Consider the following 13,154-nt stretch of genomic DNA (forward strand, 5'->3'; position numbering starts at 1 on the left):
AGGGTAATCTTCAATACGGGTGTTAAAAGTAAATACTAAAAGCAGATAATCAAGATCTTACCGCAAAAAACTTGTATTTCTGTAGAGCTTAATATGATTAACGACCCTCTTTTGATCATTTTCGTTTATTACCGATAAATAAATATCCAATCTTTTTTCATAGAGCCTTTAAACATTTTCCCCTCTGGGCGAATCTATACATTGCTTTCCTTCGTAAATACAAAGTTTTCTTTGAATAAACTCTTTCCATCAGAAAGCCTCTTAAACAAAAAACCTGGATGTAAGTGGTAGAATTTTCCAAATATTAAGGAGCGTTTGGCAAATTTTTTGCATTATTCATTTGCAAATGAGCGTCTAAAGGCTTTACTTTGATACTCTCATTATCTGGATTTATAAAAAAACATAACCCCCACACACACTATCGGAACACAGCTCTACGTTACCTAATTGTCTTACTGAAAATGGAAAAAGCCCAGGTAAACGACAGTGAGTTGATTTCCCTGTATATCCGTGGTAATGAAAAAGCCTTTGCAAAATTAGTGCAGCGGCACAAATCGAAGATTTACACGACTATCTATCTGATTGTCAAAGATCAATATGTAGCCGAAGACCTGATGCAGGACACCTTTATTAAAGCTGTGGACACGCTCAAGTCGGGTAAATACAACGAGGAAGGCAAATTTCTACCCTGGATTATCCGAATCGCTCATAACTTGGCCATTGACTATTTCCGAAAAGATAAACGCTACCCCAGTGTGGTGTTTGAAGACGGAAGCAGTGTGTTCAACACGCTTGAGTTTGCAGAGGATTCGATAGAATCACTACAGATTCGCCAGGAAACACACGAGCATTTGCGTGAGTTGATTCAGCGATTGCCCGAACAACAACGTCAGGTGCTCATAATGCGGCACTACGAGGAAATGAGTTTCCAGGAGATTGCCGATGCAACCGGCGTCAGCATTAACACAGCATTGGGACGTATGCGGTATGCGCTAATTAACCTGCGCAAACAACTGAGCAAACGTTCGCTGAGTTATGATAAAAACATTTACCCAAGATGATGTAATCCGGTATGTCTATGAGGAGACCTCAGCCGAGGAAAATCTTCTCATTGAAGACGCCATGATGTCGGAACCGGAACTGATGACGTTCTTTCTGGAAGCTCTCGAATTGCGGGCTTTGATGAATAAGATTGAACGACAGCCCCGCGAAAGCACGGTTCAGGCTATTCTCACTTACTCCAAACATCATTCAACCAGCCCACCAAAGCGGTTACGTCATTCGTAGCAGGCGGGTGGGTTTTGTTGTGTTCAAGGCATTGAGCATCAGATGCTGGATAGAGTCCTTCTGACTTTCTATCCAGCGTCTGATGCTGAACGTCCAGTATGTCTATGCAAAAGAAAGAACGCTTTAGGCGGTTTCTCGACTACTTCACGGAGCATTACCCCGAACCCAAAACAGAATTGACCTTTGGCAATCCGTACGAATTGCTGGTTGCAGTTATTTTATCAGCCCAATGCACTGATAAACGCATAAATCAAATTACGCCTGCCCTATTTGCTCGATTTCCAGAACCCGAATCGCTGGCAGCCGCGTCAGTTGAGGAGGTATTCACCTACATTCGTAGCGTATCGTATCCTAACAACAAGGCAAAACACCTGGTTGGCATGGCAAAAGCGCTTATGGAACGATTTGGCGGAGAAATTCCAGGAACGGTCGAGGAATTACAAACTCTGCCGGGTGTAGGCCGAAAAACCGCACACGTAATTCTGTCGGTCGTTTTTAACGAGCCCACAATGGCGGTCGATACTCATGTATTTCGAGTATCGCATCGGCTTGGCTTAGCGCCCTTAACAGCAACAACACCACTGGCTGTCGAAAAAGCATTGATGGCGTATATTCCCAGGCAATATGTCCCAAAAGCTCATCACTGGCTCATTCTGCACGGCCGCTATGTGTGTCTGGCCCGCGCCCCTAAGTGCGAGGTCTGTGCCTTAACAGATTTTTGTAAGTATTATCAGAAGCGGGATTTATAGGATGGGTTGGAACTGGCGTTGCTTTTATTTTCGCTTCATTGAACCGCTTTCAAACAAATCAACGTCTGTCCGATAGATCCTATAAACCCCGGCCTGGTTTAATACTGCTCGGTTGTAGCGAAGAAGAAACTTCCCTCAATCTGAGCATTTTCGTCCGAGTCAGAGCCATGAATAGCATTGGCTTCGATCGACTTGGCATACAATTTGCGAATGGTGCCTTCTTCAGCCTGAGCTGGATTAGTAGCGCCGATTAGCTTACGGAAATCAGCTACTGCATTGTCTTTCTCCAGAATCATTGGCACAATCGGCCCCGACGACATATACGTCCTTAAGTCATTATAGAATGGCCGATCGCGATGAACAGCATAGAACTGTCCGGCCCGTTCGGGCGTCAGTTGCGTTTTTTTGATTGCAACGATGCGAAAACCCGCTTCCTCAATCATTTTAATAATTGCTCCGGTATGCCCATCTTCTACAGCATCGGGCTTAATCATGGTGAACGTTTGGTTCGTAGCCATCGGGGATTCTATCCAAATTTTATTTGGCGCAAAGGTAAGCACTTTCGCCGAAATGCCACGTCAGTTTAAAACCCCGCTGGTATCCAAATTATTCGTATTTTTGAGCTTCGATTACAGCTACGGCTGTTTATGTATGCAAGACATTGAAGCGATTGGCGCAGCGATCGAACAACCAAAAACTGTGCTGATTACCACTCACCAGAATCCCGATGCCGATGCGATGGGATCATCGCTCGGCCTGGCTGGATATCTCCGAAAAAAAGGCCATCGGGTAACCGTTGTTACACCAACTGACTATGGGCAAAACCTGCATTGGATGTCAGGCAACGACGAAGTTATTGCCTTCGACGAAAAAGTTCGGGTGCAGGTCAGTCAACTGATGGAAGAGGCCGATCTGATTTTCTGTCTCGACTTTTCAAGCATCGACCGAATCCGCGATCTGGCTCCCATGGTTCGGCAATCGCGGGCCCAAAAAGTTCTGATCGATCACCATCTCGAACCCGAATCCTTTGCCGATCTGATTTTCTGGGACCCCACTGCGGCCGCCACTGCCGAGCTAATATTTAGGCTAATCGTCCAGTTAGGCGACAAAGCACTCATTGATGTTCCGGTTGCCGAATGCCTGTATGCTGGGCTAATGACCGATACGGGCTCGTTCCGGCATTCGAACACTACCGGCGCTGTGCATCGAATGGCTGCTGATCTGGTTGATCTGAATATCGACGTTAGTACCATTCATCGGCGCATTTTCGATAATGTATCCATCGATAAGTTACGGCTGCTGGGCTATATTCTTAACGAAAAGCTGAAAGTTCTTCCCGACTATAAGTTTGCCTATATTACCTTAACCGATGGGGAGTTAAAGCGGTATCGGTCTAAAACTGGTGATACGGAAGGCATGGTTAACTATGCCCTTTCGGTGGAAGGGGTTGTTATGGCTGCCATTCTCATCGATAGAAATGATGAAATCCGGATTTCGTTCCGATCGATCGGCGATTTTTCGGTGCGCGAACTAGCCAGCAAACACTTCGATGGTGGAGGCCATCGGAATGCGGCCGGTGGTCGGTCGAAGTTAAGTTTGGCCGAAACCGAACAAAGACTACTCAATATATTACCCCAGTACCAGCAGCAGTTGCTGGAAACTGTTTAAATGCCCGGTTTACCGTTTGTTGTTCGTAGTTAGAGCAAGCTGTAAACAGTAAAATGATAAACTACGAACTTATTTTTTTAGCATAAAACAACCATTTTCTCATGTCTCTTAAACATTTCGGGAAAGCCGCCCTGATCGTCGCTATTGCAGCGGCTTGCGGTAAAAACCGCGTTCAGGTAACGGATAACGGCCTGAAGTATCAGATCCACGAGCAAGCCGACAGCCCGCGTAAAGGAAAAGTTGGTGATATTTTAACCCTTCACCTGATACTACTCAACAGCAAAGATTCAGTTCTGCGCGACACCCATAAAGAAGGTGCTCCTTTTCAGATGCTGCTACAGGTTCCTCCCTTTAAAGGTAGCTACGAAGAAGGGCTTACTATGCTTGGCAAAGGCGATAGTGCTACGTTCTACGTTAGCGCCGATTCCTTGTTTACGCGGGCTATGCAACCTCTTCCTCCTGGTGTTCAGAAAGGGAGTGACATCGGCATTGCGGTTAAGGTGTTGAATGTGCAGTCGGAAGACGAGTATAAAAAAACGCAGGCAGCCGACTTTGAAAAACAGAAGGGTATCGACGCTAAAGTCATTGACGACTACGTGGCCAAACATGGCCTGACCGGAAAAGGGCAGAAAACCGAGTCGGGTGTTTATTATATTGTCACACAACCATCCAACGGGCCAGCTCCCAAACCGGGCGATATTGTTAAAGTTCGTTATACAGGCAAATTGTTGAACGGAACGGTTTTCGATAGCTCCGAAAAAAGCCTCAATCCGCAAGCCAGTGGCGAACCCGTTCAGTTTCCAATTGGTGTAGGGCAGGTTATTCCGGGTTGGGAAGAAGGCGTAATGAAGATGCATAAAGGCGAAAAAGTTACCCTGATCATCCCCTCAACGCTGGCCTATGGCCCAAGAGCCAATCCAAAAATTCCGGCAAACTCAGTATTATTGTTCGATATTGAACTGGTCGACATTCAAAAAGGGCAGATGGGACAGCCCGGAATGCCACAACCTGGCCGGTAAACTAATCTAGTTGCTTGCACTTCTTATAAAGCCGTTCGTAGTTTTACCTCCGAACGGCTTTTCTTTTTGCATATGGAACTTTGCTTCGCTACCAACAACCAACACAAATTAGCCGAAGTGTCGGCCTGGCTAGGAGATGCATTTCTCCTCAAAACCCTTAACGACATTGGCTGTAGGAATGAACTCCCCGAAACAACAGGAACTATTCCGGGCAATTCGCGGCAAAAAGCCGAATATGTCTGGACTAATTATGGTGTTTCCTGTTTTGCCGACGACTCAGGTCTGGAAGTTTACGCTCTCAATGGCGAACCCGGTGTAGACAGTGCCCATTATTCGGGTAGCCGCAATGCAGAACAGAATATCCAGAAACTACTAACCAATCTGGACGGCCAGACGAATCGAAAAGCTCGGTTCATCACCGTATTTACGCTGCTCCTGCACGGAATTGAGCATCAGTTTGAGGGCATTGTAGAAGGGCAACTATTAACGGAAACTCGCGGAACCGGCGGCTTTGGCTACGACCCGCTGTTTTTACCGGATGGCTACGACCGTACATTTGCCGAAATGAGTATTGAAGAGAAAAATGCGATAAGCCATCGGTCAAGAGCACTAACAAAAATGGTTGCTTACTTAAAAGAGCAAATCAACTAGAAATCGTTCTTCAAGCAAAAGCCCCGGCCAGTTATTGGCCGGGGCTTTTGCTTGAAGAAAAAATCAGGGCTTAATAAAACTTAGCCCGGCGATCTTCGATCTTGGCGGCATCTTTAATGGCTTCATTGATATAGAAACCTGTCCGCGATGAGTTATTTTGCTCAATTTGCGTTTTGTAAAGAGCATAATCGGCAATGGGCGGAGCGGGGGTTATCTTCGTTGTTTCAACGACCAATACGCCAGCGTCGCCAGCGAAAGGTTTCGAACGTTGACCTACTTTCAAACCAAATGCTTTACCTAACGCAACCGGATCAACACCTGCACTACGGAGGAAACCAGTTGCCAGATTTACGTCGTCAACATTTTCAACTAAAGCGCCTGCGCCGTATTTCTCAGCAATTGATTCGAGCGTACCGCTGGCATTAGCCAGTTTATTGATAATCTGCTCGCCTTTCAATTCATTACGAACCTTAGCCGTTAACTCAGCCCGGTAATCATCTACCTTGACTTCGTCCTTATCGGTTTTGTTAGTTAAAACGGCAATGACATACTGATCACCAACTTCAAACGGTTCAGAAACCGAATTCAGGTCGGTTTTGTCGTCAAATGCCCAACGAACAATTGAACGGGCATCCGCCAATGCGTTAATGTTTGTCGCATTTTCGGGAATCCGATCAGCCGTAGCCATCACGATTGATTTATCTTCTTTAACCTTCGCATCAAACTCTTCTTTCGTATGCACTTCCGAAGCAAACTGATCGGCTTTCCGAAGAGCTTCATCGCGGGTAGTCTGGCTCGGCGTGATGGTTTTACCAATAGCCGCAATTCGATACAAGGTGTTGGTTTTGGGCTCCGTTACTTTAATGATATGGTAACCGAAATCCGTTTCAACAACGCGAGGTAACAAGCCAGCCGATGTGGCACCAAATACAGCCGATTCAAATGGTTTCACCATCTGTCCGTTATTTTTGAAATAACCCAGATCGCCACCATTCTGAGCCGAACCGTCGGCACTATTGGTTTGCGCCATCGCTTCGAAGCTGGCTCCACCCTGAATTTGTTTCAGAATGCTTTCTGCCCGACGGCGAGCTTCGGCCTTAGCCGAATCGGTTTGCGCAGTTGGCCGAATCAGAATGTGGCTGGCACGGGCCGTGAAGCTGGTGTCTTTCTTCAGTCCGCCGTATTTATAAATAAAATAAGTATTGCCTTCGCGGAATGGACCATAAATACCACCAGGCGAGAATGTTGGAATGGCAGCCCGAAGTTGCTCAGGCATTTCACCAGCGGTCATGTATAGAGGTACCCGAACATCACTATTTTGCAACGCAAAAGCAGAGTCGTTTTGAGCTGCTCCCAAACCACGAGCCAGTGATTTGATCTGATTATAAAGGGTTGCACTATCTTCTTTCGAAGGCGCAACCGAGAACGTTACGTACTGAATAGAACGCGTGTTAGCTCCCGGATATTCGTCTTTATGTTTGTTCAAATAGTCCTGCAACTGCGAGTCCGTAACCTTCACGGTTGTATCGTTAATGGTATAATACGGAACAAACAGAAACTTGACATTTGCCTTTGCATTCTGAGCCTGATACTCTTTCTGAGCTTCGGCAGTTGTAGCATATACCGACAACCGCATCAGCCCTTCGTATTTTTCACGCAGCCGATCAGAACTCAGGTTTTGCTCGAAGCTAGCCCAGGCAGCCTGCTGTTGTGCGGGCAGGTTCTTTAACCCTTTAAGGTAGTTAATAATGGTGCTTTTATCGAATACACCCGTCTGCGGGTTTGTAAATGCCTGCCGCACGGCGGGGCTGATGTTATTGCCCTGAACCATATCGACAAGTTCTTCCGACGATACTTTTAGGCCAAGCTTATCAAACTCTTTCGCGTAGGCAATCTCAAATAAAAACTGATTCCAGGCTTGTTCGCGGAGCTGAACCATGTCCTGCTCTGCCGGAGCGCGGCCGGTTTGTTGCTCATACTGCGCCCGAAGTTCATCGACCTTCGCATTGAATTCCTGGTAATCAATGGATTGACCGGCTATTTCACCGACCTCCTGTTGGTTTCCGCCGAACAGTAAACTACGACCGCCGAGCAAATCCCCCCCCACGATGAACAGTATCAAGCTGACGGCGATAATGCCTACGGCCAGGCCTGAACGTTCTCTGATCTTGTTAATGACAGACATTTCGCTTTATACGTACAATTTAGCCCGCAAAATAACAATTTTCCCCGCTGGAATACAAGCAGATTTACAGTTAGATAGCAGACATTATATGCAGGATCTTCGCAAATAGAGTGCCGGTTGCTTTTTGCACAGTAAATCGGGCAACCAATTCTTTGCTAAACCTCTGTTACCGACGGCTTAGATACACTGTGGCTTTATGGCCACTTTTCAGGTAAACCAAGTTGCCGATGTGGTTAACATTCACCATACACTGCTGAACGATAGTTAATTGGTCTGCACCACCAGTAAATAATAAACCGGGTTGTTAATGGAAGCTGTGAACATAGTTCGATCTACAAAAAAACGCCGACCACAAGTGTGAGCCGGCGTTTACATACCACTGAAAAGTGGTCAAATTTCGTTTAATTTTTGTCATTATCCAGCTTATCGCCAGCTTTATCGAATGCATCACCAATATCACGGCCAGCCTGTTTAAATCCTTTTTTTACATCTTTCCAGGCATCGGCGGTCGAGTTTTTGGCCTTATCAATGTCATCCCCAAGTTCTTTTCGTTCGTCTTCGAGTTTGGCTAACTGCTCTTTCGATTTTGCTTTGGCTTCTTTACTCTCGCGCTTCATATCGGCCCGCAACTCATCGATCTTAGCATCTAGCTTATCCTTCTGAACATTCATTTTAGCGACAGCTTCATCGCGTTCGCGTTTAAAATCAGCCACCGCTTCGTCTGTTTTCTCTTCGGCATTTTCGCCAGCGTCTTTCAAATCAGCTTTTGCTTCATCGGCAGCGTCTTTTGCATCGGCCGAAATGGCATCTCCAGTATTTTCAAGAGCGTCTTCGGTGCGAGATTCCTTTTTTCCATCCGAACTACAGGCCTGAAAGAAAGACAATGACCCTGCCAGAATGAGTGCGCCAAAAATATGCTTCAACTGGTCCAGGTTGTGTTGATACTTTTTCATAACGTTTTGTGTAGTTTGATTGTCACCAATCAAGTTGACAAATGATGTGCCAGAATTAAAAACAAAAGGGCTTAAAACGGTCAAACGCGTGTTCACCAAAGTTTCGCTTCTGCCCCTTTCAGCCCTCCTGGCTTCTTATTTCAGTTTTTCCACTTAATTGCGCATCCAATGGGTTTTGTTATAGGTGACGGAACTGGGCGGTTGGCCAGCAAATTGGTAACAGCTTCGTCAACATAATGCCGTTGCGCATTGGCTACATCCTGTGGATTATCATCAACAGTACCAACATATTCGAGAATAAACTGACCGTTGGTTTGTTTAAGCACATATACCTGCGGGGTTCGGGTAGCTCCAAATGCCCGTGCTACCTTCTGGCTTTCGTCCATTGCATAAGGGTACGTATAGGCTTTTTCACGCGCTCTGACTTTCATATTTTCGAAGGAATCGTCTTCGTAAATTGTCGGGTCGTTAGGCATAATAGCCAGCACAGGATACCCCTGTGGCGCAAATTTTCGATCAATGGCACTCAGCCGATCTTCATAGGCTTTCGAGAATGGGCAATGATTGCTGGTAAAGACAACAATTAATCCCTTCTGAGATCGGTAGTCGCCCAGCGAAACAGTGCGACCATCTACATTTTTCGCCTGAAAATTAGCCACCGCATCACCTATTGCATACCCTTTAGGAACCTGAGCATATAAACTAACTGCAATTCCTAAAGTCAATACCATAGTCATTATCGGTCTTGCCGGGCGGTTCATAAGTAATAATTCTTTTAGCATTTGCCTATTAGATAATGAATGACGCCAAAAGATTAACCGGCTGGTTCTGGGCCAAGTACCTACTTTTGTATCGACAAGCGTTTCGTGTTCAAAGCTAATGAACCAACCGATAGTTCGTGTAACCAACAGCCAATAATTTCAGGCATTAAAACTAAATAAAAAACAATCTGAGTAGTTAATTCTCGTAGTTGTTCGCAGATAGTATAGTATATTAACTTTTGGGATTTGACAAAATTCAGGGGGATTCGGTGAGTTTTAATGCTTTTTTATTCAGGAATGAGCGCATACTGATTTACAGTATTGCCCGTTTTACGGCTTTCGGCTGTCCGTTCCAGTTTAAGGCTCCCCCCATCCGATCCGGCCAGAATATAGTATTCGATAATGCCGCCCGTATTGCTCGGCTTTGGAATTAGACTATCCAGAATCAACCGCTTGTTGTCCGTTGAAACGGTATAGGTGCCCGTTATCAGTCGGCCGTCAATATCTTTTAGATGTACGACTCCAGGCTGACTCAGGTCGAGTCGAAAATTAATGTAACCCGGTTTTATATTGTTGGTAGCCCCTTTTGCATATACAAGCTGTTGCGACTCCGTAACGCTTTCGGCTTGCCAGATTTTTCGAAGCAGATCCGTAATTGGCGTTATGTTTTTTGCCCGGCATCCGATCAGGCTTATCAGTAAAAACGAAAAAACGAGTTGCGTTTTCATGGCAGTAAAATTCGTTTGGAGAATAGGCGATTGTTAGCAACCATAGCAATGATATAGCTACCAGCCGGGTATCGATCCAGTACATAATGCCATGTCCCGGCCAGGTTAACACGCCGTTCTTCGGTAAATAACACTTGTCCTGTTGCTGTAGTAAATTGGATCGTCGCCTGCATAGCAGTGTGCCAGTCCGTGCTGATGTGGAGCGTTCGTTCGCTCATATACAGCGTTGTATGCGCATCCAGCTCGTCTTCAATTGCAATAATCACTTCATTGATACGCGCAGAGGCCACATTCGAGTAAGCTGAATTGCCCGCCGAATTAATTGCCCGAATTCGGTAATAATAGGTTGTAAATTCCTGTAATCCCTTATCTGTATAGGTCGTCTGTGTAGCAGGCTGTTGATTAATCTCCATAAAACCGGCATTTGGCTCAGTCGATCGCTCAATAGAAACAGTAACGGCATTGGCAGACAAGGGCGAAAACGACAGCTTTACCTGGTCATAGTCCTGCGTTTGAGCCATTAGGTTAGTAGGCGATGGCGGTGGAGCTAAAGGCGTTGTGGCACAGACAACATCCGTATAAGCCGATGCACCAACGCTATTTTTAGCCCGAATTCGATAACAATAGGCGGTATTGTCGTTCAACTCCCGATCTTCATAATTAGTCGAGTTAGCGGGCAAATCAGCAAGTTTGGCGAATACACCACCAGCACTATTGCTGCGTTCGAGCTCAAAACCGGTTTCGTTATCGGCATTATCAGCCCAGGCCAGGTTGATTTGCATGGCCGATACTGGCTTGGCAATCAGCCGATTGGGCGCAGTAGGGGGCAAATCTGGCGTAGTTACACAAGTCACCGTTGAATAGTCGGATTCGCCAATGGCATTTTTCGCTCGTACCCGATAACAATAAGCCGTAGCTGGGGTTAACCCCCGATCTTCATAACTGGTCGAGTTAGCGGGCAAATCAGCAAGTTTGGCGAATACACTACCAGCACTATTGCTGCGTTCGAGCTCAAAACTGGTTTCGTTACCCGATTGGTCAGCCCAGCTAATACGTATCTCACTGGCCGACGTTGGTACAACCATGAGTTGAGCAGGAGCTACCGGCGGCACATCAGGTGTAATTGCATCGGCAGTAGCCGAGTAGGCCGACTGTCCAGCCACATTTATGGCCCGAATCCGATAGTAATAACGCGTATTGGGCGTTAGTCCTGAATTTTGATAAACCGTTACATTAGCGGCAGCATCGGCAAGCTTTGCCCAGGTAATCCCATCAGCACTGCGCTCAATATCAAAACTGGATTCATTATCCGACAAATCGCTCCAGACCAGGTTAATTTGTGTTGCCGACACAGCCGTAGCCGACAGACGATCGGGAGCCAGGGGAGGAGTCAGGGGTTTATCCTGAGTTGTGGCTTCTGCAACGTTCGAAAAATCAGACACACCAACGGCATTCATCGCCCGGACCCGGTAATAATAGTGGGTTGAGGGCATCAATCCTGTTTTCTGAAACGATGTTGAATTGGCTGGTAGGTCCGCAATACCTGCCCAATTGCGGTTGTCGGTACTTTGTTCAAGCTGAAAACCGGTTTCATTATCGGCCAGATCGACCCACACCAGATTGATCTGATCAGGCGATGTTGCCGTAGCGGTAAGCCGTGTAGGTGTGCCGGGTGGCAAGTCGGGTGTGGTAGCGTCAGCACTATTGGAGTAAGCCGAGTTTCCAGCCGAATTTTTTGCCCGGATTCGATAGTAATAGCGGCTGCGCGGTTGTAGACCCGGATCAGTAAATGTTGTTGTGTTTGCCGACAGGTCTGCCAGTTTGCTCCAGGAGTCAGCGCCTGTAGTGCTTCGTTCGAGTTCAAAACCCGTTTCATTATCGGCATTATCGGACCAGGTCAGATTGATTTGTGAAAATGATGCGGCTGTAGCTGCCAGATTGCTGGGTGAGCCCGGAATTGTAATGGGTGGGGCCTGTGTTGTTGCGTTAGCAACATTTGAATATCCAGAGACACTCGCATCATTGAACGCCCGAATCCGGTAAAAATAACGGGTGTTGGCTGGCAAGCCCGTATGGGCATAGGCGGTGGTATTGGCTCCGATATTCGCTATTTTTATCCAGGGATCGTTACCATTCGAACTGGTTTCGATCGTAAATCCTGTTTCATTGTCCGATACGTCGGCCCATTGCAAATTGATCTGCGAGCTTGAAACAGCCTGAGCCGTTAACCGGGCTGGCGCGTTAGGTCCAGCGGAGGGGGTTGTGGCGCAAACAACCGTCGAATAATCATGACCCGATTGCGAAATACGATAACAATATTCTGTTGATTCTGCCAATCCATTATCGGTATAGCTACCATTATCGCCCAGCGTAGAGGCTACATTTGTCCAGTTTCCTGTTTGACCCGTACGACGCTCAATACCAATTCCCGACTCTTTTCCGAAGGGTGTCCAGCTCAGCGTAATAGAACTCGCCCCAACGGCCTGGGCTTTCAGGTTCGATAAGTTCGATGGTAGATTAGCCGTAGTCTGGCAGGCCGTAGTTGAATAACCGCTGGTACCTCCATCGTTCTGAGCCCGAACCCGATAGCAGTATTGAGTACCGCCCGAAACGGCATTGTCGGTATAAGAAGGAGTACGACTATAAGCAACAACAGCAACTTGCGTGAACCCGTTGCCAGGCCCGCTAAAACTACGCTCAATTAAATAGTTAGCAGCGGTTCCGCCCGCTCCGGCATTCCAGCTAAGTTTGATGCTCGTATTCCCCTGCGCCGAAACCGTCAGCCCAGCGGGAGCGCCAGGAGGCTGAGTAGGTGTGTTAACGGTTATCTCATTCGAATATCGAGATGTTCCCGTAGCCAATACGGCCCGAACCCGATACATATACGATCCATTTGCCTGAACTGTTTTATCCTGATATGAAGTCACATTAGCCGCAGCTTCCCCAATTTTAATAAAACCGCTAAAGTCATTACGTTCAATGTCAAACCGGGTTTCGTTCGTCGAATTATCACTCCACGAAAGATTAATCTGGTTATAAGCTACCGCCGAACCTGTCAGATTGGAGGGCGTGTTCGATTGCGCCCGTACTGATACTGTGCAGAACAAAAGGCAAACGAGTATGAATAAACGCGTTTTCATGAGTGTAACTAGA

Annotated in this window: 12 protein-coding genes; 6 read left to right on the forward strand and 6 right to left on the reverse strand. The window is 46.6% G+C overall.

What is annotated here, in order from left to right; translation table 11 throughout:
- The first annotated feature begins 461 nt into the window (after nucleotides 1–461).
- The 3 genes from WBJ53_RS30665 to nth all read left to right on the forward strand — a co-directional run bounded on the left by WBJ53_RS30665 (nucleotide 462) and on the right by nth (nucleotide 2,036).
- On the forward strand, nucleotides 462–1,061 hold the full coding sequence (locus WBJ53_RS30665) for an RNA polymerase sigma factor (RefSeq protein WP_338873486.1): 600 nt from the start codon (nucleotides 462–464) through the stop codon (nucleotides 1,059–1,061).
- Nucleotides 1,036–1,287 carry a hypothetical protein gene (locus WBJ53_RS30670; RefSeq protein WP_338873488.1) on the forward strand — a complete coding sequence of 84 codons (252 nt, stop codon included), beginning with the start codon at nucleotides 1,036–1,038 and terminating at the stop codon, nucleotides 1,285–1,287. Before WBJ53_RS30665 ends, WBJ53_RS30670 begins: the two co-directional genes overlap by 26 nt.
- 104 nt (nucleotides 1,288–1,391) lie before the next feature.
- Nucleotides 1,392–2,036 carry an endonuclease III gene (gene nth, locus WBJ53_RS30675; RefSeq protein WP_338873490.1) on the forward strand — a complete coding sequence of 215 codons (645 nt, stop codon included), beginning with the start codon at nucleotides 1,392–1,394 and terminating at the stop codon, nucleotides 2,034–2,036.
- A 98-nt stretch (nucleotides 2,037–2,134) separates the two neighbouring features.
- On the opposite strand, the gene WBJ53_RS30680 is transcribed toward nth, so the two are convergent.
- Nucleotides 2,135–2,554: a nucleoside-diphosphate kinase gene (locus WBJ53_RS30680; protein WP_338873492.1), complete on the reverse strand. Its 420-nt coding sequence runs from the start codon at nucleotides 2,552–2,554 to the stop codon at nucleotides 2,135–2,137.
- A gap of 133 nt (nucleotides 2,555–2,687) precedes the next feature.
- Here WBJ53_RS30680 and WBJ53_RS30685 point away from each other — a divergent pair, with 133 nt between their 5' ends.
- The 3 genes from WBJ53_RS30685 (at nucleotide 2,688) to rdgB (ending at nucleotide 5,374) form a co-directional block, all read left to right on the forward strand.
- Nucleotides 2,688–3,704: a bifunctional oligoribonuclease/PAP phosphatase NrnA gene (locus tag WBJ53_RS30685; RefSeq protein ID WP_338873494.1), complete on the forward strand. Its 1,017-nt coding sequence runs from the start codon at nucleotides 2,688–2,690 to the stop codon at nucleotides 3,702–3,704.
- A 101-nt stretch (nucleotides 3,705–3,805) separates the two neighbouring features.
- Complete coding sequence (locus tag WBJ53_RS30690; protein WP_338873496.1) at nucleotides 3,806–4,723, forward strand: FKBP-type peptidyl-prolyl cis-trans isomerase; 918 nt, start codon at nucleotides 3,806–3,808, stop codon at nucleotides 4,721–4,723.
- 72 nt (nucleotides 4,724–4,795) lie between these two features.
- The gene (gene rdgB / locus WBJ53_RS30695; protein WP_338873498.1) at nucleotides 4,796–5,374 is read left to right on the forward strand and encodes an RdgB/HAM1 family non-canonical purine NTP pyrophosphatase; all 579 of its coding nucleotides are present in this window, start codon (nucleotides 4,796–4,798) and stop codon (nucleotides 5,372–5,374) included.
- 70 nt (nucleotides 5,375–5,444) lie between these two features.
- Here the strand turns inward: rdgB and WBJ53_RS30700 are convergent, their stop codons facing one another.
- From WBJ53_RS30700 to WBJ53_RS30720, 5 genes are all read right to left on the reverse strand, one after another.
- Entirely contained in the window at nucleotides 5,445–7,559 is a 2,115-nt protein-coding gene (locus tag WBJ53_RS30700; protein ID WP_338873500.1) for a SurA N-terminal domain-containing protein, read from the reverse strand.
- Nucleotides 7,560–7,960: 401 nt separating this feature from the next.
- On the reverse strand, nucleotides 7,961–8,512 hold the full coding sequence (locus WBJ53_RS30705; protein ID WP_338873502.1) for a hypothetical protein: 552 nt from the start codon (nucleotides 8,510–8,512) through the stop codon (nucleotides 7,961–7,963).
- Nucleotides 8,513–8,652: 140 nt separating this feature from the next.
- Complete coding sequence (locus WBJ53_RS30710; RefSeq protein WP_338873504.1) at nucleotides 8,653–9,243, reverse strand: thioredoxin family protein; 591 nt, start codon at nucleotides 9,241–9,243, stop codon at nucleotides 8,653–8,655.
- Between the two features lie 317 nt (nucleotides 9,244–9,560).
- Nucleotides 9,561–10,001, reverse strand: a complete 441-nt coding sequence (locus WBJ53_RS30715; protein WP_338873506.1) for a hypothetical protein — start codon at nucleotides 9,999–10,001, stop codon at nucleotides 9,561–9,563.
- Complete coding sequence (locus WBJ53_RS30720) at nucleotides 9,998–13,141, reverse strand: fibronectin type III domain-containing protein (protein WP_338873508.1); 3,144 nt, start codon at nucleotides 13,139–13,141, stop codon at nucleotides 9,998–10,000. The genes WBJ53_RS30715 and WBJ53_RS30720 overlap by 4 nt, the downstream gene beginning before the upstream one ends.
- Nucleotides 13,142–13,154: the final 13 nt, after the last annotated feature.

It is taken from the genome of Spirosoma sp. SC4-14, from assembly GCF_037201965.1.
In the GTDB taxonomy this organism is placed as follows: domain Bacteria; phylum Bacteroidota; class Bacteroidia; order Cytophagales; family Spirosomataceae; genus Spirosoma.